Raw genomic sequence first — 26,334 nt, forward strand, 5'->3', positions numbered from 1 at the left:
CTACAAGACTTGTTGAGAATTACGAACAACTTTAAGCGACGGTCAATGCCGTTTAGCGACGAAAAAGCGTCGTTCAGCGATAATTGAAGCGTTTCGTTGATGTTTCATTGTTTTTTCATTAAATTCCCTTTCATATCCGTTGATTTTGCCCTGATTTATTCAGCCCTCCAAACGCTTAAGGCGATAGATTCCCATGAATTTATTAGAAGACAATCCGAGTCACCCTTGGCAAAATTGGTTACTGAGGCACGCATCTTTCTGGATCATTTTTAATGCCATCATCTCCATTGGGGTCGGTTATAATCATAATTTCCCATTGATGCTAAGTATTCAAAATACCTTGGTGTGGATGCCTTATCAAATAGCCGTCGCCTATTTGTTGTTGTATGGTATTATTCCTTGGTTTTTCAAAAAGCGCTACAAAACTGCGCTTATCCTTCTGATTATCTGGCTTTTGCTGGGACTTTTGGGTAATTTCCTCTTTCGCTATTTTGTCTTTATTCCTTTCCGAACCCGTGCCATGCCCGTTCCCGAACATTCAACCTACCGTGTAGCCTTCACCGTTAATAGTTATATGCTGACCAACGCGATTGCTTTTGTGGCGGCGATCCCTAAAATACTGCGCTACCAGTACCAAAAGGAACGCGCCAACCAACAACTCACCCGCGAAACCCGCACCATTGAACTGCAACTCCTCAAATCGCAGGTGCACCCGCATTTTTTATTCAATACGCTCAATAACCTCTATTCGCTCACGCAAAAACAGTCGAGCAAAGCCCCCGAAATTGTGCTCAAACTCTCGGGACTACTCCACTATATGCTTTATGAATGCAACGCTCCCGAAGTGCCTCTGACCAAAGAAATTGCGGTTGTCCAAGACTATATCGCACTCGAACGCCTGCGCTACGGACCAAGGCTGACCATCAAGACCCAGTTTTTGGGTGATTTAGCCGACCAGAAAATTGCGCCCTTGCTGTTGATTCCTTTTGTAGAAAATGCTTTTAAACACGGAGCCGCCGAACAGGTAAGTCAAGCCTACATTGACCTCCATCTGATTGTCAAAGAGAAGTTCCTGTTTTTTGAACTTGTAAACAGTAAGAATGAATACCTTAATGAGCCTCACAACAACAATATTGGGGGTATCGGCCTGAAAAACGTCAAAAAAAGATTAGATTTAATTTACCGACAGCGGTACGAGCTAAAAGTGGATTCTCAAAGTGAAAAATTTATTGTGTGGCTCAGGATAGCCCTTACCTGAACTATTGTCACATTCTTACCCATCAAGGTTTATGCAAAAGTTATTTCAACAAAGCCGCCTCTTTCGACATGGCCTTTTTTGGGGTAGTATTTTTACCTTTATTTTGTTGCTTCAACTCATCTCCCCAGGTAGCGACGAGTACGCTTGGCAAGAAATTTTTAATGGCTTACTTTTTTCCCAACTCCCCGTTTTTCTCCTCTATACTTACATTTTCCTCTATGTAGTTTTACCTTTTTTTACCAATCGAAAATTTGTTACGGGCGTAGCGATGCTCATTGCGTTAATTTATTTGACGGCCTTGTTTACCCTGATTTTTAGAGAACTTTATCAAAGCACCATTCACCCCCTCTTGGTTGGGCAGCCTACCCGACCTTTTTGTAGCTGTATTTTTGAAGAATCGGCCTTTCGGCAGCAGCTGGCTTACTATTTTGTTTTCGTCGGGATGTTTGCCGGCGGGCTCAAAATACTCCAACATTGGCGACGGATGCAGGCCGAAAGCGAACGCCTTGCCACCGAAAAAATAACGGCCGAACTACAATTGCTAAAAACCCAAATTAACCCCGATTTTCTGTTCAACACCCTGAGTCATCTCCACACACTGACGCTCCAAAAGTCGAAAAAATCGCCCGAAGTGGTGCTGCATCTTTCCCATTTTCTGAGCTACCTCCTCTACGATAGCCAAAAGGAGGAAGTGTTGCTCCAAAAAGAAATTGAGATGATTCATAACTACGTGTATTTGGCCAAAACCCACGCGCAAAACAACTTAGAAGTCTCGCTCAACTTCGCGGGCGAAATCGACGAAAAATACATCCCCCCCCTGCTGTTGTTGCCTTTCGTGGAAAACGCCTTCAAAGAAGATACTTCGCTGGAACAGGCTTGGGTAAGTATTGATTTATGGGTAACGGAAGGGTGGTTGAAGTTTAAAATTATCCACGGCATACCGCCCCATGCCACACCCGAACCCGCGTTTCAAAACGTCATCAAACGACTTGACTCGCTTTATCCAGCGCACTATACCCTAAAAATACTGCCCGAAGAAGAATTGTTTTTGGTAAAGCTCGAAATCTGCCTCCACAAACACACTCACCCTAAATTCCCTTACTACGATGAAAATGAATTGCCTGTTGGTCGATGATGAACCCGAGGCCTTAGCGGTACTCGAATCATACGTCAGATTGGTCGAAAATTTGGAACTGGTGGGTAAATGCGAAAACGCAATCCACGCTTTTAGCCTGTTGCAGGACAAACAAATTGATGTACTGTTTCTGGACATCAAAATGCCTCAACTACTCGGAACCGACTTTGTGCGCAGTCTGCGGCATCCCCCCAAAATCATCTTCACTACCGCCTACCGCGAGTACGCCGTAGATGGCTTTGACTTGGACGTCACGGATTATCTGCTCAAACCCATTTCTTTCGACCGTTTTTTAAAGGCCGTGGCCAAACTGACAAAGTCTGACAACAACGGCGGCATCGACCCCGAAAAAATGGCATATCAGCCCAATAAAGACGCTTTTTTATACTTTCGCGCCGACCGAAAAATGATAAAAGTATTCACCAACGACATTTTGTACGTAGAAAGCCTGAAAGATTACGTCAAAATCACTACCACCAATTCCAATTCATTGGTTGTAAAACAGGCCATCAGTTCGTTGGAAGAAATACTACCCGAAAGCCATTTCGTCAGGATTCACCGCTCTTATCTGGTCGCCATCGACAAAATAAAAACCTATACTTCCTCCCATATCGAGATTGGCGGTACCGAGCTGCCCATCGGGAGGCTGTTTCAGAAGGGAGTGGAACGGGCCTTAAAAATAGTTTGATACCACACCAACCCAGCATTTTCTGCCGATTGGTCGTTCCAGTTCCCCAAAAATTGCCAAAGTCGTCGGAAATGCAGTTTGTCTTTCTGCCAAATTGTCACTTTTAAGCCCCAAATTTGGGCTGGCACGCTCATTGTGTAATGATGACCGTACAGATTGAAAAAGTAAACATTCAATCTCCTATTCATTCACAACAGCGGCCAACCGCTTAATAATTAACAAAGACATGGGAAAAATAATTGGAATTGACTTAGGTACTACCAACTCTTGCGTGGCTGTTATGGAAGGTAACGAACCCGTCGTAATCGCAAACAGCGAGGGCGCGCGTACCACCCCTTCTGTAGTCGCTTTTATGGACAATGGTAACGGCGAACGTAAAGTAGGTGCTCCTGCCAAGCGTCAAGCCATTACCAATCCTAACAACACCATTTCGTCAATCAAACGATTCATGGGAAAACGCTTCAACGAAGTAAGCAACGAAATGAAAACCGTAGCCTACACCGTTGAGCAGGGTGCCAACAACACTCCCCGCGTTCGTATCGGTGAAAACCTCTATACTCCGCAGCAAATCTCGGCGCACATTTTGACAAAAATGAAGCAAACCGCCGAAGATTATCTCGGACAAACCGTAACCGAAGCCGTAATTACCGTACCTGCGTACTTCAACGACGCCGAACGTCAGGCGACCAAAGAAGCGGGTATCATTGCGGGTCTGGATGTAAAACGTATCATCAACGAGCCTACCGCCGCTGCCTTGGCTTACGGCCTCGACAAGCAAGGAAAAGACGTTAAAATTGCCGTATTTGACTTAGGTGGTGGTACGTTTGACGTATCTATCCTCGAACTCGGCGATGGCGTATTTGAAGTAAAATCAACCGACGGTGACACGCACCTTGGCGGTGATGACTTTGACCAAGTAATCATCGACTGGCTAGCCGACGAATTCAAGAAAGACGAAGGCATCGACCTGCGTCAGGACGCCATGGCGCTCCAACGCTTGAAAGAAGCCGCCGAGAAAGCCAAAATCGAACTTTCAAGCTCGACCCAATCAGAAATCAACTTACCTTATATCTTCCCCGTCAACGGAATTCCTAAGCACTTGGTGCGCTCGTTGACCAAAGCTAAGTTTGAACAATTGGCCGACCGTCTGTTCCAGCGCATGATGGAACCCTGCAAGCGCGCATTGAGCAATTCAGGATTGAAGATTTCGGAAATTGACGAGGTAATCTTAGTGGGTGGCTCGACCCGTATTCCTCGGGTGCAGGAAGAAGTAGAAAAATTCTTCGGCAGAAAACCATCCAAGAGCGTTAACCCCGACGAAGCCGTGGCGATTGGTGCCGCGATTCAGGGTGGTGTATTGACGGGTGAAGTAAAAGACGTATTGTTGCTCGACGTGATTCCGTTGTCGTTGGGTATCGAAACCCTCGGCGGTGTATTCACCAAACTTATCGAAGCCAACACGACGATTCCTTCTAAGAAATCAGAAACGTTCTCGACGGCATCCGACAACCAACCTTCGGTGGAGTTGCACGTGTTGCAAGGAGAGCGCCCGATGGCGACCCAAAACCGTACCCTCGGACGTTTCCACTTAGACGGTATTCCACCAGCACCGCGCGGCGTACCACAAATTGAAGTGACTTTCGACGTAGACGCCAACGGTATTCTGAACGTAACCGCCAAAGACAAAGGCACGGGCAAAGAGCAGAAGATTCGCATCGAAGCTTCCAGCGGTTTGTCAGACGCCGACATCCAGCGTATGCGTGAAGAAGCCAAAGCCAACGAAGCCGCCGACAAAGCCGCCCGTGAAGAAATCGAGAAAGTAAACGCCGCCGACTCGATGATTTTCAGCACTGAAAAACAATTGAAGGAGTACGGTGACAAACTTTCGGCAGGCAACAAATCGGCCATCGAAGGAGCGCTTGAAGAACTTCGCACCGCACACAGCACCCGCAACGTAGCCGCCATCGATGCCGCCATGACCAAAATCACGGAAGCATGGAACGCTGCCTCGCAAGAAATCTACGCCGCTGGCGCAGAGGGCGCAGGTGCCCAGCCAGGAGCGCAAGACCCTAACGCGGGTCAGGCATCCAACGCAAACGGCAAAGAAGAAGGCGAGTTTGTGAACTTTGAAGAAGTGAAGTAATTCTTAGGAATTAGAAATATAAATAACAGCCCTGCCGCGAGGTGGGGCTGTTATTTTTTTGTTATTGTGCTATCTTATTTCAAATTGAGCGGCTTGCCCCCCCGTTGTTCGGAGTGTTCCGAAGGCCACTCCGAACCCAAAATAAACAAAGTGTTTGCAACACGGTGAATGTCAAACCTCTTGATTCAAAGCCTTCAAACATCATAGTAGCCTTTTGTCTTCACAGCCCACTATTTTAGAAGTATTTTGCTATCTTGTGATACCCATTCACAGAGAGAAAAAGCAATGACCGAAATCGACAAATTGAAATATGCCCTTCAGCAATTTGCCAGCCTGAGTGCCGAAGATTTTGAACTGTCGGCCGCGTATTGGAAACATAAAACGTACAAAAAAGGCGAGTTTTACAACGTTCACCGCAACATCTGTAAAGATTTAGGGTTTGTCACCTCGGGGACTTTCCGTTCTTATACCGTCAACGAAGAAACGGGCGAGGAGAAAAACGTTTTTTTGTACTCTTCCCATGGCTTCTTGGTCACTTTTAAGAGTTTTATCAATCAAATTCCTTGCGATTACCACACCCAAGCCCTGACCGACGCCACAATCGTTTATATCAATATCATTGATTTATTATCGCTTTATCGACAATCGCACCAATGGGAAACCTTCGGAAGGCTTTTGGCGCAGGAAGCTTTCAATGTAACCATGACTCGACTGGAGGGATTTTTGTTCAAATCGCCCGAACAACGCTACCTCGATTTGATACACGACCACCCAGATATTTTCAACAACGTGCCCTTGTACCATATTTCTTCTTATTTGGGCATCCAAGGCCCTTCGTTAAGCCGTATCCGAAAAAGACTTTCTCGCAAATAGTTCGATTTTAACTTGGGTTAAAATTATTGCCGTGGGTGAGTGGCACCTTTGTATCATCAAAACAAACCACTTACGACAATGAAATCGACAAAAACAATCGTACTTATTCACGGACTATTTGTAAACAATACAAGCTGGGCGCAATGGAAAAAGTATTTTGAATCGCAAGGCTATAAAGTATATACGCCTGCCAACCCTGGCCACGAAGGTACACCTGCCCAACTTCGCAGCAATATCCACCCCGACCTCACCCAAACAGGATTTGAAGATGTGGTGATGAACATCATAAAATTGATTGACACATTACCCGAAAAACCAATCGTCGTTGGGCACTCATTGGCTGGCTTGGTCGTTCAAAAATTGATCGAAATGGACAAAGCCGTTGCAGGTGTAAGTATCGACGGAGCGCCTCCAAAAAACGTATTGGCACCTTGGGCCACCGTCAAAATCGTACTGCCCGTGGTCAATTTCTTCAAGGGCAACGAGGCTTTTTTGGGAAGCAGAGAGTGGTACCACCGCGCTTTTTTCAATAACTACACCAAGGAAGAAAGTGATTTGCTGTTTGATCAAATTGCCGTACCCGAAAGCAGAAAAATTGCGCGTGACACGCTTCTTACGTCGTTTGCCAAAATTGATTTCAAAAAGCCCCACAATCCCTTGTTGTTTATTGGAGGAGAAAAAGACAATATCTTTTCATCATCCTTTACAAAGCGAATTGCAGGTTCGTACAAGGATAGCAACAGTACCACCGATTTTAAGGAGTTTGCAGGGAGAAGCCACTTTATTGCGGGCGAAAAAGGCTGGGAAGAAGTAGCCGAATATGTATTGAACTGGATAAAAAAAGTAAATGCATAAGCTGATTTTCAATGACGAAAACATCCCCAAGCAAGGTTGAAAATACACTTTGCTTGGGGATGTTTTTCTACCGCACCACTGGCAGCCAAACCGTTGTGCGGTATCTTCCAAAGGCCACACCGAACTCAAAACAATCATAGTGTTTGCAACACGGTAAGTGCCAAACTTCTTGAATCAAAGCCTTCAAACATCTCAGTGGCCTTGTGTCTCCACAGGCCACTATTTCAAATGCACATTCTCTTATGAAAGTCGGGAGCAAGATGACAGTCATTAGACTTTACAAAGTACTGCTCCTCACCCAAATACTGGAAGATAAAAACCATCGTGTACACATTTTATTGCTGGAATCTGGCCACAAAAATATCAGATTGCCCTACCGAGGTTTTAGACGTTGCGCCAAAGGCGGCAGTTCCACTGAAACTTCCCGTAACATGAAGATTCTCATTGGCATCTATCGTAATATCATCTCCATTATCCGGAAATATTCCGCCCACAGTTTGTATCCATCTCAAAGCGCCTGCACTGCTGTATTTAGCCACAAATATATCATTACTCCCAGCTGTGGTTTTAGACGTTGCGCCAAAAGTGGCGGTTTGTTGAAAATAGCCCGTAACGTAAACATTACCGCTGGCATCCAAAGCAATGCCCTGACCATCGTCTTCATCGGTCCCGCCTGCCGTTTGTACCCATTGAAAAGTGCCTAAACTGCTGTATTTGGCCACAAATATATCATAGCTACCTTCGGAGGTTTTAGACGTAGCGCCAAAGGTGGCGGTTCCTTGAAAATTCCCCGTTATATAGGCACTTCCGCTGGCATCTACTGCAATGTCCTCAGCAAAGTCTGAACTCGTTGGACCTCCCCCTGCCGTTTGTACCCAGAGCCACACCAAACCGACGGGGTCAAATTTGGCAACAAAAATATCAAAACCCCCTGCCGAAGTTTTTGACGTAGTGCCAAAGGTGACAGTTCCAGCAAAATACCCCGTAATATAGATACTTCCAGTCGTGTGTATAGCAATCCCACGACTGTAATCGTTATTTGTTCCGCCCGCCGTTTGTACCCATAGTAATATTCCCTCACTGTTGTATTTAGCCACAAAAATATCAGTCCCTCCAGCCGAGGTTTTAGACGTTGCACCAAAAGCGGCAGTTCCCTCGAAGCTTCCCGTTGTGTAGACATTTCCACTGGCATCTAATACAATCCCACGACTATAATCGCTATTAATTCCACCCGCTGTTTGTACCCATTGCAAAACGCCAGCGCTGTTGTATTTAGCCACAAAAATATCATCATCCCCAGCCGAGGTTTTAGACGTTTCCCCAAAGGATGCCTTTCCGAAAAAATATCCCGTAACGTAGACATTGCCGAATGCATCGACCGCAATCCCATTGGCGTAGTCCGAACCCGTTCCACCTGCCGTTTGTACCCACAGAAATGTGCCTTCACTGTTGTATTTAGCCACAAAAAAATCAAAGCTCCCAGCCGAAGTTTTTGACGTAGTGCCAAAGGTGGCAGTTCCCTGAAAATATCCTGTTACGTAGATATTGCCGCTGGCATCTACCCCAATCCCACGACCAACGTCCCCACCTGTCCCGCCCGCCGTGGCAATAGCCGCACTATTAGGCGTTGAGTCATTGGGACTTTGGTAGGTACATACCCATTTGCTGCCGTTGTACACCCGAAGGCAAAGAAAAGTCAGGTCGTAGGCCATATCACCCGTTTGAGGGCTCGGCAAGGCCAAGATGGCATCGTAGTTCAGACGGGGGTAACTGCCACTCGGAGCAGGTGTGATACCCGAGGGAAGGATGGTTACGTTTTGGGCGAATGATTTGGTAAACAACGCACAAACCAATACGAACGAAAGTAGATGCTTTGTCATAGTAGGGGCGGTTAAAAATATCCAAGTATGACACAAAATGCTTAATAAATATAATAAATCAAAGAATTTAAATTTGTTATTACCCCCGATTTTTATTTTACGGATACCCTTTAGGTTTAGTTTTATCTTACTTTGCAACGAAATAGAAACGCGTGTTCGGCGTGGTCTCCAATAACTTATCTAAGACGGCAAATCCCTTACGACAGCGGCTAAGTGAATGATATAGACAACATCATTGCAAGATGAAGACAGATAAGACATACAGGCTTTGGACTTTTCAGGGAATAAAAGCAGTGGAGGAACTCAAAAACAAAGGCATACTTGAAGCAAATTGGGATAGTTATTGGGAAGCAGATTCCTTCACAAAGGCGTATAGATGGATGGCTAACCAAATGTCACTGAGAGGAATAACTTGTACGAATGCACCCATTTGGGCATGGCATTCCTGTAAGAAATATGAAAATGCCCCAAAATTGGTAGATGCAAGATGTTTACTGAGTGATATAGCAATAGAAAATGGAATACAAACGATTGAGTTTGAGTGCCCCGTTGAATTAGTGTTGTTATCCAGTTATGGTAGGTGGAATGTGATGCTGCACGATAATTTCATTCCCAGAAAAGAAGACCCTGCCATTGACATGAAAACAGAGGTGCTACTATTTGAAACAAGCAGAAAAAAATTTAGAAAATATGACGACATCCAAGCTACGTTGCCCTATTTGAAGCTAGAATGGGTGAAAGACATAAGAGACCTGAATTTAAAACCCAATGACCGTACTTATAATCCAGAAGAAGAAGTATGAGATACCCATCCGTTGTTTGTTGTCTTCCATATGATGAAGGGATGTACCCTGAACTGCGTCAGGGTCTTAATTTTGGAGTTTCAGCTTCTTTTCTCCCCACCTACCGTACCACTGGCAGCCAAACCGTCATTTCGGAAGGACCTCTGTTGGCCCATGCGTAGTAGGGAATCAGTCGTAAGGGCAACGTTTTTTTACTTTTTGATAGGGGTCGATAGAGTTGGTTTTGCCATTTTTGTTCGTTGATTACCACGGCATTTCCCTCCAAACCCATAACCGAACTATTGCCGATGGTCACTGAAATGGGTTGAAAGGCCATGTTTGCAGGCAAAGCAATATCAAATACCCTTGTGTTGGCGGGCATATCATTGGATTCGGCACAATACACAATGGGGCCTCGTTTTACGGCTATTTGATTACGGTTTTCTTCCACCAACGGGTTGGATTCCAGCAGTTCAACGGGCATTTCCAAGGCCCATTGAATAACATCTCCTTTTTTCCACGAACGCTGAAGCGTTACGTATCCCTTTTCAACGGTAAAATCAGTTGCTTTCCCGTTAATCATCAATTTGGCTTCCGCACACCAACCCGGCAAACGCAATTTGATTTGGAATGGGGCGGCAGGTGCTTGTTTTACCGTCATTTTCACATTGCCATCCCAGGGATAATTGCTTTCTTGTTGTAAATGCAACGGCTGTCGGTTTTTGAGAGATGTATGTAATTGACTGCTGCCAAACAGGTTACACCAAACGGCATTGTCGCTCAGACTGTAGGCGTAGTCGCTCACTTCCGTAATGGTACGTACGGTATTGGGCGGGCAACAATTGGAAATGCGAATGTACGGAAGGCGGCCCCCCATCCAACGGAGTTGGTACGGAAAATCGTTGGAGGCACTCAACGGATTTGTATAAAAAAAGGCATCTCCCGAAAGGCTAATGCCCGACAATACGCTGTTGTACAACGCCAATTCCACGACATCGATGTACTTGGCGTCGCCCGTGAGCGTAAACATCCGTCGGTTGAAAAGCACATTGCCGATGTTGGCGCAAGTTTCGTTGTGGGCGCTGACGTTGGGCAGTTGATAGTCACGCCCAAACGCCTGATGCGTTTTTTGGACATCGTTAGGCTTATAAGAAGTCCCGTAGGGAGATACTCCGTCAAAAAGCGCACCACAGGCCCCCGTCACGTACATTTTTCGTTGGGTGAGATTATCCCAAATCAGATTCAGCGAGCGCATCAGCGAATCTTCACCAGTTTCGGCATACACGTCTGCCACTCCAGCGTAAAGATACGTGCCGCGCACGGCGTGCCCCATGGCCACGGTTTGCTGCCGAAACGGAATACGGTCTTGGTTGTCGTCGGTCCCTTCGGTCGTGCCTTTGATGTTGATGAGGTAAGTAACCAAATCAAGGTATTTTTTTTCACGCGTAGTGCGGTACAACTCCGTCAGCCCCATATAATGCGCCGGGCAGAGCGCGTTGCGGGCTTGTTCGGGCGTGGCCACTTTGTAAAAACCAATCAAAAAATCGGCGGATTTCTTGGCAATGTCGAGCAACGTATTTTTACCCGTCGCGCGGTGATGAACGCAGGCCGCGGTCATGAGGTGGCCGAAGTTGTAGGCTTCAAAACTGAGTTTATCTTCAAACAGCTTGGTCTTCCCTGTTTTCTTTTGCTCAATGATGGCTTTGGTATAAATGTACCCGTCTGCGCGCTGGGCTTGGGCCATGATGTCAATGGCCTTGTCCATGATGGCGTCCCATGCAGGGTCTTTGGTGGCCGCATAGAGGCTGGCCACGGCTTCAAAAGTTTTGTAAAAATCACCGTCATGAAACGACGGCCCTTTAAAATTACCCTCCGCTACCCCAGCGGCGATTTCAAAATTACGGAACGAATGACTGATATTGGGGTCTGTGTAGACCTTCCACAGGTGCGGAACCATCGTTTCTTTACATACCCGAAAGCGGTCGGCCCAAAAACCACCCGTCCACTGAACGTCTGACATTCCCGGCGAATAAAGTTTTGCGAAGGGGCTTTTGGCGGTGTTGATTAACCCTTCGTTTTGGGCAAAAAGTGTAGCCGAACAAGTGGCCCATAAGAATACAAAAAGGTGCTTTTTCATGGGGATACATCTGGAAGGTGAATAACCCGACCGTTGATGTACAAAAGCATTCTGGGCGGTAAATCTCCCGCTACGGCTGGGTAATTCTTGGTCATAAGAACAACGAAGGCGGAAAAGTCACAAATTCCATCTGGACAGCGATGACACAGCCCTAGGTGAAGGTTTCCTTTTGTATCTTTGGGCAACCCTTAACATTTTACTTCATCATGAACGCTCTTTTTACGAAAAAACAATTACTATCGGCCTTATGGGTAATATCCTCTTTTGCTGCTTTTTCGCAGTCAGGTGCGGTTGCCGACACCACCAAAGCCCAGCCCAAAACGATTGGAATTTTACTTTTCCATAACTTCGAAACCTTGGATGTATTTGGACCCGTGGAGGTCTTCGGGCGGTTGAAAGATTTATATAAAATCGAGTTTTATTCTTTAGAAGGCGGAATCATTTCAAGCACACAAAACGTAAAAATTGTCACGGAAAAGCTTCCTGAAAACGAAAAATTGGACATTTTCCTCATTCCCGGCGGACAAGGAACGCGCAAAGAAGTAGAGCACGAAGCACTGCTCACAAAAATCAAAGCCCTTTCCTCCACCGCCGTTTACACCCTGACGGTTTGTACTGGCTCGGCGTTGCTGGCCAAAACGGGGCAACTGAACGGAATAGCCGCCACCTCCAATAAACGCGCCTACGACTGGGCCACGTCGCAGGGGCCAAAGGTCAATTGGGTAAAAAAAGCCCGCTGGACCGTCGACGGCAAGTTTTACACATCTGCGGGCATATCGGCTGGCATGGACATGACGCTAGGCTTTATCAGCGATAGGCACGGCCTTGACTTGGCCCGAAAAATAGCCTACGAAATTGAATATACATGGCAGGAAAACAAAGAGGTGGACGAATTCTATTTACAGGATTTGAAAACCAAATAAGATAATGAGGGTTGACAGTGGCCTGTTACGGCTATTGGGCAGTATTTCAGGAAAACACCCTCAACCTTAGACTTTTTCATGCTTCTACGCGCACTATTGTTGCTTTTTATGTTTTTCTACCTCAGTGGTCGTACAGATTCGTGGGGGCAAAAAGTGAATAAATTCCCTAAAAAGACCGACCCTCTCCACGTTAAGGTAGAGCTATTTGATCAATTGATGCGCGGCAACCACTGGAATGAAGGGGCCATTATGCAGCACGTTATCTTCCCGCCAGCGGGCTTGGAACGCCCGATTGTGGGTTCACAGGCCGATTGTCTAGACCCTACCTCCGAAATGCTGGCGGCCTATTCGCACAAATACGCGCTCACCAAAGACCCCAAAGACCGCGACATTGCCAATCAGATTTTTGAGGCTGTGCTCAAACTTGAGAAAGTAACGGGCGTGCCCGGATTGGTGGCGCGGAGCTTTAACCAAACCGACGAGCCGCTGTGGCACGAAGAGGTTTTGTGGTACCACGAATGGCATCAGTCCACTTCCCTGCCCGGTTATCGTTGGCTTGGAGATTTGAGTTCGGATAAATTTACTTCAATCTGTTATGGGGTTGGCACCTTCTGGGAACTCTGCGCCGATGATGCTTACAAACAAAAAGCGGCGGGATTGCTCGACCGGTTCATGGGGCGCGTCGTTGACAACAATTTTAAACTTACCGACCTAGATGGCAAAATGACGATGTGGGGCAATTTTTGCCCTGACCTACCGCACCAGCCGCTCAATTCGTTGAAGATGCTGATGGGCCTCAAAGTAGCGCACCGCCTCACTGGCAAAGAACGCTACAATGCTGCCTATCACATGCTTATCGACCGTTACCACTACGACGACGAACAGTTAAAAGCCAAAATGCTCTTTCCAGCAGAATGGCGAAACGTGGGCGACGATTACCACGCGGCCCGCTCCCTGTACATGCTTATGCGCTACGAAAAAGACCGAAACCTTTTAAACAAGTACCGCATGAGTCTAAACCGCCACTGGGAAGATTGGAAAACGATTGACTTCGATTGGGAAAGCAACATCTGGTTTATCATGGTCTATCAGGCCCTCACGGGCGAAGAAATCATGACCGAAGAGCGCAAGAAGGCCATCAAAGATATGTGGGGATTTGAGCGCCAAACGCGGGAGTTCAAGATTCCGATGAAGGGTGGCGGCACAAAAATGGTAAAATCGGAAGAAGAGGGCACCGCCGCCGCCATGATTCGCAACTACTGGTTTGGCCGGTATTATGGTTTAATTGACCCAAAATGGTAAAGAAATCAAAGATGAAAAAATACATTTACGCGCTGTGCTTCAGTTTCGCGATTGCGCAATCAGCCTTGGCCCAACCTACCCCACCCAAAGGGATGGTGTATGTACCCGCTGGCGCTTTTATCATGGGTAGCCACTACGGCGACCCCGACGAGCGTCCACAGCAAATGGCCATGACCAACGCCTTCTTTATTGATAAATACGAAGTAAGCAATGCCGAATTTGCCCAATTTGACCCCGAATTCAAATTTCCAGCGGGTAGAGAAAACAACGCGGTAATCGTAACATGGCACCAAGCAACTGCCTACGCCAAATGGGCAAAAAAACGCCTCCCTACCGAAAAAGAATGGGAAAAAGCCGCGCGGGGTACCGACGGACGTGTTTTCCCGTGGGGTAATTATTACGATGAATCCTTTGTGGTTTGGGACCAAAAAACATCGAGAGGCGGCTCAATTGCCAAGCCAGAAAGCCCTTACGGCTGCTTTGACATGGCCGGCAGTGTGTGGGAGTGGACCGCCGACTGGTACAAACCTTATCCCGGCAATGACGCCCCGATGGAGCAGTACGGCGAAACCTATAAAGTAATGCGTGGCGGTTCTAATTTCAACGACCAAGCCCTGACCCGTACCACGCATCGGTATTATTTACATCCCAAAAAAAACAGCCGGTACAATGTAGGGTTTCGCTGCGTTATGGATGTTGAATAGATAGCTTTTTTTTAATAAAAAGACCTCACTAAAAGTCATACTTTTATTTCTTCACTCTCCGTTTATGCAACGGAGGCTAAATTTATTGCGTAAATATCCGCAAAAGTCAGCCCATGGGTCATACGGCATTTTAGGCGAACAACCGTTTGATAACTATTTCCTGTTTTTCTTGGCTTTTCTTTTTAGAAATAGTTCCTTTGGCAAAAGTTATATACCAATTGATACACGCCCCGATTGGTATATAATTTCCACACCATTTACAACAAGTACCTGTTAATCTTGTAGTTAACAGACAGCTATCAAAACATCATTGGGCGTACACCATTTCCAAATGACTCAACGTCAGTACTTTCCACATCTGGACTTATTGAGGGTAGTTTTTGTTTTTATCGTCTTGCTGCACCACTGGATGGCCGAAAACCCCTTTGCTTTTTTACCCTTCGGCAGCACCATCGCGTTTGTGCTTTCTGGTTTTTTGTTGACAGGTCCTTTGTTAAAAGGCAAAGAAAGCAAGACATCATATTGGTATACTACAAGCCGCTTTTTGGCACGACGATTATTGCGAACGCTGCCCGTCTATGTATTGGTTCTGTTGATTTATGTCATTGTAAATCGTTATCATTTTCGTGAGTACATTATCAATTTTCTTACGTTTACGCAAAACTACGTCATTGCTTACCACAAAGACCCCATCACCAATCCCATAGACTACATTCAAACGTGGTCATTGGCAGTTCAGGAACAATTCTACATTTTTCTTCCACTGTTTATTTACCTGATACCCAATCGTTTTCACAAGCTTTTTTTTATTTTTTTGTCCATTGCGGGGTTGGCCATCCGACTTTGGTATTTTTCATTGGAGCTTCCTTTTACCTATAACCACTACACGACCGAATGTTGCATTGATTGTTTTGGCATTGGGGCGCTAATCTCGTATTATCATTATAAGCACCCCCACCAACTAAAGAAGCTATTGGCCAATAAAGCCCTTTTAGGCATATTAATTTTTCTTTATTTGTGCAGTATGCCAGGCTATTATAACATTTCGAAAAATGCGCTAGATTTTAATTATTACTCACTTTACAATAACCTTTATCGAATTACCGAACGAACGTTTGTTTCACTGTTTTCCGTCTGGTTTATTGCGTGGGGCATTTATTATCCCTCCAAAACGTTAACAAAAATAAGTATACATCCCCTTATTAATTATACTGGCAAAATCAGCTACGGGATTTATATTTATCATTTTTTGGCCGCTTCGGCCCTCTTAAAAGGGCTTCATGCTTTTGGATTAACCCCCAACCGATTTGAGTGGTGGGTCGTTTGTTTAAATTTTTTAGCCACTTTTGCCGTGGCGGCTCTCTCTTTTGAATATATTGAAAAACCCATTTTAAAACTAAAAGATATGTACTTTGGCGAAAAAGCCAAGCAACCCAAAAAAGAGGAATTGGCGGCCTGAACTTCTACGTAGAAATCAACCCTAAAACCATGCAAAGTGCTTTTGATTCCTTAAAACAACTTACGCTTTCGATTCAGCCGCTTTCGGACGAGGAATGGGATGCTTTTTCTAAACTTTGGAAACCTTTTTCGGCCAAACGCAAAGAGGTGATTACGTCGGCTGGCGAGAAGGAAAAGTATTTGTATTTTGTGGTTGAAGGCGTACAGCGGGTTTATTATTTTGACGAACAACACCGCGAAGCAACGCTGGTTTTTACCTATGCGCCGTCGTTTGGCGGGGTACTCGATGCGCTGATGTTACAACAACCGTCGCGTTATTCTTACGAAACCCTCACCGCTTCCGTCTTTTTACGGGCTTCTTATCACGACTTGCAGACGTTAATGAAATCGCAACATTCCTTTGAACTCCTTATCAGACAGGGCATTACGGGGGCACTTACGGGAGTATTGGAGCGACTCGTTGAATTGCAATGCTTCAGTACCGAAGAACGTTTCCGGCGACTTTTGCAACGCAGTCCTCATATTTTACAATTGGTTCCGCACAAGTATCTGGCCAATTATCTGGGCATGGATGCCACCAATTTTAGCAAACTTATGAACAAAGTGAAAATGGATTAAATCTTGGTAAATACCAATAATTGTATGGGCAAAACGCCCCAATTTTGTGACCATAAAAATAACAGCCATGGAAACACTCCCCAAAGAACAATTATTGAACAGCCTCGAACACCTCGTGGATGGCCACTTACAGCAGGCTATCCGGCATTTTCAAAACATGACCGCGCACGATTTGCTCCAGCCCGCCTCCAATGGTGGCTGGAGCATCGCGCAGTGTCTTGACCACCTCAATAGTTACGGGCATTATTATCTACCAAAAATTCAGCAAGGGATTGCAAAAAACGTTCATTTATCGCCCAAAGACACCTTCAAAAGTTCTTGGCTTGGGGCTTATTTCATCAAAATGATGGACCCCGAAACGGGCAAAAAGAAATACAAAGCGTTTAAAGGGCACATTCCAGCACCCGACTTAGATGCTTATGCGGTAGTGGCCGAATTCATTCAGCAACAGGAAAATTTACTGATTTATCTAAAAGAAGCTCGTTCAGTAGACCTGAACTCCATTCGAATTCCCATTTCCATTGCGCGTTTTATCACGCTAAAGCTGGGTGATGTATTCCAGTTTATCATCGCCCATGATGAGCGCCATATCAGGCAAGCCATGAGGAACGTGTCTACACAAACGTCGGTGAAGTTTTGAATTTACAAACGTCGGCGAGGTTCTGAATTTACAAACGTCGGCGAGGTTCAGAACCTCGCCGACGTTAACAACGCCTCACTGACCTTATATATCATTAAAATTCAATCACTAAATGCTCCATTTCCTTTTCGTCAATTTGGAGTTGGTGAAATCGTTGAAAATCTAATATACCTCCAAACCATTCCAATACCTCTTCTCGTTGCAATTTAGTAGGTTTCAGTAACAATATGCTGTGATAGGATGAATGAGGATATTCTCTAAAATCAGCCACAAAATTATGCTTTTGGGGATTATGATGAATATACCACACTAAACGTGTAAAATAATCTTCTGTATCAACCGGTATCCGCAGAAAAGGTTCTTCAAAAAGCCCGCCTGTGCGTTTATATGCTTTATTAATGGCTTGTGAATAGCCATTAAACAGTTTGGCAAATTGGTTGCTAATATGAAATGAAGCTGTTTTCTGAACGTCGGCGAGGTTTTGAACCTCGCCGACGTTTTTTATTAGGTTTTGAACCTCGCCGACGTTTTGTAAGATTTCAGTTTCACTTCGCGTTTGTATCAAAAAGTGAAAATGATTTTTTAAAAGACAATAGGCAAATGTTTTAGCAATCGGTTCGATTTGATAAGCGTATCTGCTGAGAAAATAGGCATAATTACGTTCTTCCTTAAATATCTTTTCTCCGTTAATACCCCGATTATAAATATGATAATACGTATCAGGCTCTAGTTTTGGAGTGTTTGCTTTCATGCCTTTTATGACGATTTTTGATTATTTTCGTCACAAAACAAACGTCAGCGAGATTTTGAACCTACAAACGTCGGCGAGGTTTAAAACCTCGCCGACGTTAACATACCGACGTTAACAACTAAAATTTCATCGTCAACGCAATCCGTTTCCGCGACAAGTCTACTTCCACCACTTTGACCGTGACGTGCTGCTGTAATTTGACCACCTCATTGGGGTCTTTGATGAAACGATTTGCCATTTGGGAGACGTGAACCAAACCGTCTTGCTTGACGCCAATATCCACAAATGCCCCAAAAGCAGTAATGTTGGTTACGATACCCGGCAAAATCATTCCTTCGTGCAAGTCTTCGGGTTTGCGCACGCGGCTGTCAAACTCAAATGCGGTGATGGCTTCGCGCGGGTCGCGGGAGGGTTTTTCCAATTCTTTGAGAATGTCCTGCAATGTCAGCAAACCGACGGTTTCGCCTACGTATTTCTGCGGGTTGATTTGACGACGAAGCTCGGGCTTCTTCATCAATTCGGCCACGTTGGTGCCCAAATCTTTGGCCATTTTTTCCACTACTGGGTAGCTTTCGGGGTGAACAGCACTGTTGTCCAACGGATTAGCAGCATTTTCGATACGCAAAAACCCAGCGCACTGTTCAAAAGCTTTCCCACCCAAACGCGGCACTTTCATCAACTGCTGACGGGATTTAAAATCACCATTTTGAGCGCGATATTCCACAATATTTTTCGCTAAAGACGCACCCAAACCCGAAACGTATTGCAACAAGTGCTTGCTGGCGGTGTTGAGGTTGACCCCAACGGAGTTTACGCAACTTTCTACCACGGTATCCAGCGCTGTTTTGAGCATTCCTTGATCCACATCGTGCTGGTATTGGCCCACACCGATGGATTTGGGGTCGATTTTCACCAATTCAGCCAAGGGGTCCATCAAACGGCGACCAATGGAAATGGCCCCGCGAACGGTGACGTCTTTGGCAGGAAATTCCTCCCGCGCAACGTCGGAGGCGGAATAGATGGAAGCGCCTTGCTCCGAAACCATAAATAACCCTACGGTTTTCTCGGATGATTGGGCAGCGATGATTCTTTTAATAAAATCTTCGGTTTCGCGGCCAGCGGTGCCATTTCCGATGGCGATGGCGTCTATTTGGTATTTTTGGAGGTAACTTTTAACGGTGGCTTCCGCTTCCATCGCTTTGTCGAACGGATAAATAACGGTATCAGCCAACAGATTTCCCTGCGAATCCAAGCATACAACTTTGCAGCCCGTGCGGTATCCGGGGTCAATGGCCAACACCCGTTTCTGGCCCAAAGGCGACGCCAACAGCAATTGACGCAGGTTTTCGGTGAAGACCTGAATGGCGTAGCGGTCGGCTTTTTCTTTTGAGTTATTGGCAAATTCGGTTTCGATGCCGGGCTTCAAAAGACGTTTGTAAGCGTCCGAAACTGTGAGTTCAAGTTGGTCTTTGCAGGCGGGCAACCCTTTGATAAACAGGCGGTCGAGCAGGTCGATGGCCATTTCTTCATCGGGCGAAATATCTACGCTCAAAAAACCCTCTTCTTCGCCGCGACGCAGCGCCAACAATCGGTGCGACGGAATCTTGTTGAGCGGCTCGCTGAAATCGAAATAATCACGGTACTTTGCCCCTTCTTCCTGCTTGTTTTTCTTTACTTTGGACGAAACTTGCGCCGTACGTTCAAAAGCATAACGGATTTTATTTCGGGCATCCACATTTTCAGACATCCACTCGGCCATAATATCCCGCGCGCCCTGCAAGGCATCGTCGATGGTGGGGACTTTATCGTTCAAAAACTGCTCGGCTTTGCGTTCAGGATTGGCTTCTTTTCCCGCAAAAATCACTTGTGCCAAAGGTTCAAGGCCTTTTTCAATGGCCATCGAAGCGCGGGTTTTACGCTTTTGTTTGTAAGGCAAATAAATATCCTCCAACGTTTGCAAAACGTAGGTTTCTTCGAGACGTTTGCGCAGTTCGGGCGTGAGTTTCCCCTGCTCTTCGATGCTCTTCAACATGGCCTCTCGGCGCTTCAAAACCTCCTGAAATTTCTGATATTGCTCTTTAATGGCGTTGATTTGGACTTCGTCAAGTTGTCCGGTCATTTCTTTACGGTAACGCGCAATGAACGGGACCGTGGCTCCTTCATCAAATAATGTAATCGTGTTGTGGGCCTGACGCTCACTGACTCCTACAATAGGAGCAATAAATTGGGATGCTGTCATTGAATTAGTTCGTATTTATGACGGTAAATCGCATTCAAACGCTACCAGTACTCCTTTTTTGGGGTTGCAAATAAGCAAACAGGAAACGATTGTGGCAAACATTTTTTCAGTAAAAAAGGGCAATTTGCGTTTTAAACAGATACTATTGCCAGAACAAACTCATCCCTAACACTTTAGGCGAGTGATGATTTCGAGTTGAGTGCCGCATGACTGGCATTATTTTTTGTAGTAAATAATTTACACTCACTATCTCCCGTTTATGGTTTTTTGTGAAAAAACAATCTTAGTACCCAGCAAAATATTCAGCACGAATCCTATTCATTCCTCAATATGCACTTAGACATCACCCAACCACACCTCCTCGAAGACTATCTAAAAAGCAAAAACTGGCTCAAACAACACGAGCAAGTATTGATTTTAGAAAAACCCGGCGAAGGAAACATGAATTATACCTTGCGGGTACGCACCCACGACCGTACGTTCATCATAAAACAGTCGCGGCCGTACGTGGAAAAATATCCACAAATCGCCGCACCTGCCAACCGCGCTGTGACGGAGGGACGGTTTTACGAAAAGATTCAACCCTTTGCCAGTATCAACGAATTGATGCCTCAATTGATTGGCATAGATATCGATGCCAATATTCTGGTATTGGAAGACTTAGGCACTGCAAGCGACTATACTTTTTTGTACCAGCCCAGCCAACACCTCACCATGACCGAAGCGGAAGCCTTGGCGCATTACCTCGCCATGCTCCACCGCCTCACTTGGCAAGAAACGATTGATGCGTCTTTTGCCAACCGTGAGATGCGGGTGCTGAACCACGAACACATTTTTAATTATCCACTGATAGAAAACAACGGCTTCGACCTTGACACCATCTCTAGCGGGCTACAAATGATTTCGATGGGCTACAAAATCGACACAAAATTGAAACAAAAAGTCAGGGAATTGGGCATGATGTACCTCTCAGACGGACGCTGTTTGTTGCACGGAGATTTTTACCCAGGTAGCTGGCTCAAAACCACGTATGGCCTCAAAGTCATCGACCCCGAATTTTGTTTTTATGGATGCCCTGAATTTGATTTGGGCGTGATGACCGCCCACCTCATGATGGCCAAACAACCCGAAGAAACCATCCGCAAGGTGTATCAGGCCTACGGAGAAATCAAAAACCCGCAATTGGTCGACCAATTTACGGGCGTTGAAATCATGCGTCGACTCATCGGATTGGCGCAGTTGCCGCTGTCTTTGAGTTTGTTGGACAAAGAAGAATTGCTCGAAACGGCCTACGATTTAATCATGCGTTCATAAAAAAGGCTAATACCCCGGCACCACCGTACCAAGTTCTTTGGCGGCCAAGTCGTTGATATTTTTGTAAAATTTATACTGACGTTGGACTTCCATAATTTGGGCAAATTCTTCGTCAGAGTTACCAGTTATTTTTCCCATCTGATTTAACAAATCCTTCATCTTAGTGGCCGAATATGCCATTTTAAGGCGAAGGATTTTTTTAAAGGCGATTTCGTGGAGCAGCTCTTCGTCGGTCGGGACTACAATATCGTGCTTTTCCCAATTCTCGCTCAAATGGTGCTTACTGGTGCATAAATCAATCGAAAAACGCTGAATATCAGGGTCGATGTGCGAAAGAAAATAATCAGTAGAAGGAATTTCTCCCAAACCAAACCGCTGACGGAAGATATTCAGGACCAAGTCAAACAGCTGATTTTCAAATGATATTTCCCCAATCTCGTGCAGTAAATACCGACACAGCGAAATGCCCGTCTCCAGTTCCGTTTGGCCGTGCAAAATCAGCAATTTCACAAATGCCTGTTCCTGAAAATACAGTCTTTGCTTGAACAAATCCGTAGGCGGCTCATGCCTAGACGCTACATCGGGCACGGCATTGGGGACAGAGTCTTCCACCAAAATTCCGAATTCTTCTTCGATAAAATTATCCGAAAAGTGGATATCCGCAGGCTCCTGCGGCCGTTCTCTAAAGCGGTCTTTCGGCTTGGACTGTAGGGGCTTTTCGGCAGCTTTATCTTCCCGCCGGCGCAGGTGTTTATTGCCTTCCGAAATGAGCGTTTGCTCGTCCATTTTCATCAAATCGGCGGTGCGTTTGAAGAAAATCTGGCGCTTTATCGGGTCCGAAATTTTGGTAATACTCGTCACAATTTCATTGATGGCTTCGGCGCGCTTAAAGGGATTATCGCCCGCATCCTTCAAAAGCATTTCGGTTTTGAAAGTAATAAAGTCTTTCGTAGCCTGCTGAACGTGCTTTTTGAAGCCCTCCGCTCCCACCTTATACACGTAGCTGTCGGGGTCTTCGCCATCGGGCAAGGTCACGAGGCTCACGTTTAGCCCTTCTTCGAGCACCATATCAAGTCCGCGCAGGGCCGCTTTGATACCGGCTGCATCGCCATCGTAAAGAATCGTAATATTATTGGTAAAACGCGCAATCAGCTTGATTTGCTCTTCCGTCAGCGACGTACCCGAGGAAGCCGCCACGTTTTGAATACCCGCCTGGTGCAGCGAAATTACATCGGTGTAGCCTTCTACCAAATAGCAAACGTCTTCCAGCCGGATGGCGTTTTTGGCTTGATAGATGCCGTACAGGATTTTGCTTTTGTGATAAACGTCGGTTTCGGGAGAGTTGATGTATTTGGGTTGGCTCTTGTCGGCCGACAGAATCCGTGCGCCAAAGGCAATCACCTTGCCTGAAACATTATGAATCGGAAAAATCACCCGTCCCCTAAAACGGTCGTAGTAGCGCGTAGCACGGTTAGCTTGGGGGTCGCCTTCTTTATGCAGGGCCAAGCCCGCCTTTTCGAGCAATTCAGGATTATAGCCTTTTTTGGCGGCCTCTTTGGTCAGCCCGTCCCAGTCGGTAAGACTATAGCCAAGCCCGAACGACTTGATAGTGGGGTCGTTGAAACCCCGATTCCGAAAATAGCTTAAGCCGATAGACTGCCCTTCTTCGTGCTCCATGAGCAGATTTTGGTAGTATTTTTGGGCAAAATTCAGGACGATGTAGAGACTGTCGCGTTCATTTTGGCGCAGCACTTCCTCGGGGGTTTGCTGTTCTTCCTCGACCTCAATATTGTATTTTTGGGCCAAATGCCGCAAGGCTTCGCCGTAGCTTATACCCTCAATGTCCATCACAAACTTGATGGAATCACCCGCGGCTCCGCAACCAAAGCACTTATAAATCTGACGAACGGGATTAACGTTAAACGAAGGTGATTTTTCGTTGTGAAACGGACAACAGGCAGTGTAGTTGGACCCTCTTTTTTTCAAAGACACAAAATCCCCCACCACTTCCACAATGTCGGCAGCTTGTTTGATTCGCTCGGTTATTTCGTTACTAATTCGCATGGGGCAAAGTTACGGGATTTAGGGGTGTTTTTGCCATTGATTTTTGGCATAAACAACCCTTAAAATAAAAATCTCAACCCTTACCAACCTTTTAATTGAGGATTGCGTCTTTGAACTAACAACGGCTTAGCCTCCAAATTGAACCATTTATTTACATTTTTCAACGGTTCAACCCATTTCATTGGAAAGCTGTTTTGCACCCTGTTAGTTTTACACAAAAATTCATACAGCTATGACAACTTCAATTAAAAAACAAATCGCGGGCATCCTCTTTATCTTAAGTGGATTAACCCTTCTTTCTTTGCTCGTTCTGTCTTAACAGAGCGACAAGAGGAACGCGGCCAAGTTTGATAAACAAAAGCGCTGATTGACACGAATTTTACAAAACGGGTCAACCAGCGCTTTTTGTAGTTATAAGTCCTTCAATTATATTTTGGCATTGGCCACGGTTTTTGACCACACACGCCATACGTTTTTGTACATGATGTTGGCAATGTCGCTTTCGGAATAGCCTCGTTTGAGCAATACATATATCAGGTTGGGATACTGCGATACATCTTTCAGGCCCGTTGGCAGGCTGTCGCCCACGCCGTCAAAGTCAGAGCCGATGCCGACGTGCTGTGTGCTGCCCGTTAGTTTCACCACGTGGTCGATGTGATTGGCTACGGTTTCAACGTCGGCAAACAACACAGGATTTTCTTTTTGGAATTGCTTCAACAAGTCTTGCGCGGCGGGGTCGGTGAATTTCAAACCTTTGTCTTTCAGTATTTTCATAAATTTCCCCTGCAAAACTTCCGCTTGTTGACGGTAGTTTTCATCCAAAAAACTGGAACCAAAATTGATTTGAATCACGCCGCCTTTTTTACCCAACAGCTTTATCATATCATCAGACATGTTCCGCTTAAATGTCGGTGTAAAATAACGACACGACGAGTGCGACGCAATCACGGGAACGGTTGAAAGCTCCACGGCCTGATAAAAAGCGTCGTCGGAAATATGCGATACATCAACCATGATGCCAACGCGGTTCATTTCTTTTACGACCTCCCTGCCATAGGCACTTAAACCCTTGTGGGTGAAGGTACTGTCGTAGGAAGAATCACAAATCAGGTTGTCTTTTCCGTGCGTGAGCGTCACGTAGCTGATACCCTGCTGGCGAAAATACGCCACGTCGGAGAGTTTTTCCAACGGGGCGCCGTTTTCCATTCCCATCGGAAACGAAATGATGCCTTTCTTGAAATTAGCATCCACTTGTTGGGGGGTTGTAGCCACGGCAAACTTGTCGGGATGCGCCTTGGCGATGCCCTTCACCATCGTGATGAGTGTATCGGCCAACTGCTTGGCACCACCCGTTTGCTGGTACGACGACGGAATATAAACCGACATAAACGGTGCCGAAAGTCCGCCTTTTTTGGCGCGCTCGTAGTCAAAATCGCCCTCGGTAGTGCTGATGGGAATACCTAAATATTGGCGCTCGAGCCGAAAGTTTTTGATTTTGAGCCGATACGGCAAATCGACATGGCCATCGGTGAGGATGTATTTGTGGGCAATTTTATCGGCCAATTGGCGCAATTCTTCGTCCGATTTTTGTGCCTTAGAATTGAAAGCAAACACTGAAAAAGCGAGAAGAAAAGTTAGGAATAGCTTCATTACGATTTGTTTGTTTTTTGTTTGTGATGGATAGTTAAAGACCTTGTTGTAATTTTATTTGGAGGACGAATTCAATGGTTACTTCAAAATCTTCAGCTATTTCTTCAATGGTCAGTTTACCTCGGCGTAGAGATTTACTTATCCCTTCTATTTTACCTTCTATTTTACCCTCTAATCTGCCTTTTGATTCTCCTTCTGCAACTGCCGTGTCAATGACATTTTTTAAATCTCGATAGTATTTTAAACTAGCCTCATAACCAGCTTGTTCTTCGGGGGTAAATTTGGCAATTTCAGCTGCTTCAAACAGCTTTCCAAAAACCTTTTCTTTTGTCATTTTATTTTCTTGGCTTTCTGCCCAATAAAAACATCCGTTGTAATAAATTCGTTTAAGTTACTTTATTTCCAGTAAATCCAGATAGTTTTTCAAATCTAAGGCACGTTTCTTTACCACTTCCATGCGATCGTTGATGGCCATGGGTTGATACATGGTGCCCTGCATGGTGGCATAAACGGATGTTTGCATCTTAAACTCTAAATCACGGTACTCAATCCACTTGCGTTGGGCAGCGAGCAGGGCGGCTTTCTGAGTTGCGTTCAGTTGGCTCGTCAGGGCTTTATAGTGTTTGTTGAGTTCGGCGTCCCATTTTTTGTAGGCGGCATCCAAACAACCCACCATGCCCTGCGTGGAAGGATTTTTGTCCATGCAGTTGTCTAACGCGACATCAATCGGGTGTTTTTCAGGCTCTTCCTGCGAAAATACGAAAAGTGGCAGTGCAATAAACGCGGGCAATAAAAAGGCAAACGGTCTCATTGAATAGGAAAAAGGTTTTGTACTAACCACAAATTAACAAAACTTGGCCTTGATTACATAACTTTGCCTGACCACCGAACGCACATTGTTTGGCATTTAAGTTTCGTTT

22 protein-coding genes are annotated in these 26,334 nt (G+C 45.6%); 14 read left to right on the top strand and 8 right to left on the bottom strand.

What is annotated here, in order from left to right:
- The first annotated feature begins 193 nt into the window (after positions 1–193).
- The 6 genes from NCI00_RS21995 to NCI00_RS22020 all read left to right on the top strand — a co-directional run bounded on the left by NCI00_RS21995 (position 194) and on the right by NCI00_RS22020 (position 6,952).
- Positions 194–1,258, top strand: coding sequence for a sensor histidine kinase (locus NCI00_RS21995; protein ID WP_253531261.1), 1,065 nt, complete (start codon positions 194–196; stop codon positions 1,256–1,258).
- A gap of 31 nt (positions 1,259–1,289) precedes the next feature.
- Positions 1,290–2,393: a sensor histidine kinase gene (locus tag NCI00_RS22000; RefSeq protein ID WP_253531263.1), complete on the top strand. Its 1,104-nt coding sequence runs from the start codon at positions 1,290–1,292 to the stop codon at positions 2,391–2,393.
- Positions 2,365–3,081, top strand: coding sequence for a LytR/AlgR family response regulator transcription factor (locus tag NCI00_RS22005; RefSeq protein WP_253531266.1), 717 nt, complete (start codon positions 2,365–2,367; stop codon positions 3,079–3,081). Before NCI00_RS22000 ends, NCI00_RS22005 begins: the two co-directional genes overlap by 29 nt.
- 226 nt (positions 3,082–3,307) lie before the next feature.
- Complete coding sequence (gene dnaK, locus NCI00_RS22010) at positions 3,308–5,224, top strand: molecular chaperone DnaK (protein ID WP_253531269.1); 1,917 nt, start codon at positions 3,308–3,310, stop codon at positions 5,222–5,224.
- Between the two features lie 285 nt (positions 5,225–5,509).
- Positions 5,510–6,097, top strand: coding sequence for a Crp/Fnr family transcriptional regulator (locus NCI00_RS22015; RefSeq protein WP_253531271.1), 588 nt, complete (start codon positions 5,510–5,512; stop codon positions 6,095–6,097).
- Between the two features lie 78 nt (positions 6,098–6,175).
- Positions 6,176–6,952 carry an alpha/beta hydrolase gene (locus tag NCI00_RS22020; protein WP_253531273.1) on the top strand — a complete coding sequence of 259 codons (777 nt, stop codon included), beginning with the start codon at positions 6,176–6,178 and terminating at the stop codon, positions 6,950–6,952.
- A 335-nt stretch (positions 6,953–7,287) separates the two neighbouring features.
- On the opposite strand, the gene NCI00_RS22025 is transcribed toward NCI00_RS22020, so the two are convergent.
- On the bottom strand, positions 7,288–8,832 hold the full coding sequence (locus tag NCI00_RS22025) for an SBBP repeat-containing protein (RefSeq protein WP_253531275.1): 1,545 nt from the start codon (positions 8,830–8,832) through the stop codon (positions 7,288–7,290).
- Between the two features lie 242 nt (positions 8,833–9,074).
- Between NCI00_RS22025 and NCI00_RS22030 the strand changes: the two genes are divergently transcribed.
- Complete coding sequence (locus tag NCI00_RS22030) at positions 9,075–9,635, top strand: DUF3841 domain-containing protein (RefSeq protein WP_253531278.1); 561 nt, start codon at positions 9,075–9,077, stop codon at positions 9,633–9,635.
- Between the two features lie 100 nt (positions 9,636–9,735).
- Here NCI00_RS22030 and NCI00_RS22035 read toward each other — a convergent pair whose 3' ends face one another.
- Complete coding sequence (locus NCI00_RS22035) at positions 9,736–11,751, bottom strand: aceric acid hydrolase (RefSeq protein ID WP_253531280.1); 2,016 nt, start codon at positions 11,749–11,751, stop codon at positions 9,736–9,738.
- 206 nt (positions 11,752–11,957) lie between these two features.
- Here NCI00_RS22035 and NCI00_RS22040 point away from each other — a divergent pair, with 206 nt between their 5' ends.
- The 6 genes from NCI00_RS22040 to NCI00_RS22065 all read left to right on the top strand — a co-directional run bounded on the left by NCI00_RS22040 (position 11,958) and on the right by NCI00_RS22065 (position 17,396).
- A complete protein-coding gene (locus tag NCI00_RS22040; protein ID WP_253531282.1) occupies positions 11,958–12,674 on the top strand; it encodes a DJ-1/PfpI family protein in 717 nt (238 codons plus the stop codon).
- 78 nt (positions 12,675–12,752) lie between these two features.
- Complete coding sequence (locus tag NCI00_RS22045; protein WP_253531284.1) at positions 12,753–13,976, top strand: hypothetical protein; 1,224 nt, start codon at positions 12,753–12,755, stop codon at positions 13,974–13,976.
- A gap of 11 nt (positions 13,977–13,987) precedes the next feature.
- On the top strand, positions 13,988–14,680 hold the full coding sequence (locus tag NCI00_RS22050; protein WP_253531287.1) for a formylglycine-generating enzyme family protein: 693 nt from the start codon (positions 13,988–13,990) through the stop codon (positions 14,678–14,680).
- A gap of 331 nt (positions 14,681–15,011) precedes the next feature.
- A complete protein-coding gene (locus NCI00_RS22055) occupies positions 15,012–16,139 on the top strand; it encodes an acyltransferase family protein (protein WP_253531290.1) in 1,128 nt (375 codons plus the stop codon).
- Positions 16,140–16,168: 29 nt separating this feature from the next.
- On the top strand, positions 16,169–16,756 hold the full coding sequence (locus tag NCI00_RS22060) for a Crp/Fnr family transcriptional regulator (RefSeq protein ID WP_253531294.1): 588 nt from the start codon (positions 16,169–16,171) through the stop codon (positions 16,754–16,756).
- A gap of 67 nt (positions 16,757–16,823) precedes the next feature.
- The gene (locus NCI00_RS22065; protein WP_253531297.1) at positions 16,824–17,396 is read left to right on the top strand and encodes a DinB family protein; all 573 of its coding nucleotides are present in this window, start codon (positions 16,824–16,826) and stop codon (positions 17,394–17,396) included.
- A gap of 94 nt (positions 17,397–17,490) precedes the next feature.
- On the opposite strand, the gene NCI00_RS22070 is transcribed toward NCI00_RS22065, so the two are convergent.
- Positions 17,491–18,147 (bottom strand): hypothetical protein, encoded by a 657-nt coding sequence (locus NCI00_RS22070; RefSeq protein ID WP_253531300.1) that lies wholly within the window; start codon positions 18,145–18,147, stop codon positions 17,491–17,493.
- A 118-nt stretch (positions 18,148–18,265) separates the two neighbouring features.
- On the bottom strand, positions 18,266–20,386 hold the full coding sequence (locus tag NCI00_RS22075; protein WP_253531303.1) for a Tex family protein: 2,121 nt from the start codon (positions 20,384–20,386) through the stop codon (positions 18,266–18,268).
- 330 nt (positions 20,387–20,716) lie between these two features.
- On the opposite strand from NCI00_RS22075, the gene NCI00_RS22080 reads away from it, so the two are divergent.
- On the top strand, positions 20,717–21,700 hold the full coding sequence (locus NCI00_RS22080; RefSeq protein ID WP_253531306.1) for a phosphotransferase: 984 nt from the start codon (positions 20,717–20,719) through the stop codon (positions 21,698–21,700).
- Between the two features lie 6 nt (positions 21,701–21,706).
- Here NCI00_RS22080 and dnaG read toward each other — a convergent pair whose 3' ends face one another.
- The 4 genes from dnaG to NCI00_RS22100 all read right to left on the bottom strand — a co-directional run bounded on the left by dnaG (position 21,707) and on the right by NCI00_RS22100 (position 26,225).
- A complete protein-coding gene (gene dnaG, locus NCI00_RS22085) occupies positions 21,707–23,764 on the bottom strand; it encodes a DNA primase (RefSeq protein WP_253531311.1) in 2,058 nt (685 codons plus the stop codon).
- A gap of 426 nt (positions 23,765–24,190) precedes the next feature.
- Positions 24,191–25,414, bottom strand: a complete 1,224-nt coding sequence (locus tag NCI00_RS22090) for a dipeptidase (protein ID WP_253531314.1) — start codon at positions 25,412–25,414, stop codon at positions 24,191–24,193.
- 34 nt (positions 25,415–25,448) lie between these two features.
- On the bottom strand, positions 25,449–25,796 hold the full coding sequence (locus tag NCI00_RS22095) for a PD-(D/E)XK nuclease family transposase (RefSeq protein WP_310586786.1): 348 nt from the start codon (positions 25,794–25,796) through the stop codon (positions 25,449–25,451).
- A gap of 9 nt (positions 25,797–25,805) precedes the next feature.
- The gene (locus NCI00_RS22100; protein ID WP_253531321.1) at positions 25,806–26,225 is read right to left on the bottom strand and encodes a lysozyme inhibitor LprI family protein; all 420 of its coding nucleotides are present in this window, start codon (positions 26,223–26,225) and stop codon (positions 25,806–25,808) included.
- Positions 26,226–26,334 lie beyond the last annotated feature (109 nt).

The sequence above is a fragment of the Runella salmonicolor genome, from assembly GCF_024158025.1.
Classification (GTDB): Bacteria; Bacteroidota; Bacteroidia; order Cytophagales; family Spirosomataceae; genus Runella; species Runella salmonicolor.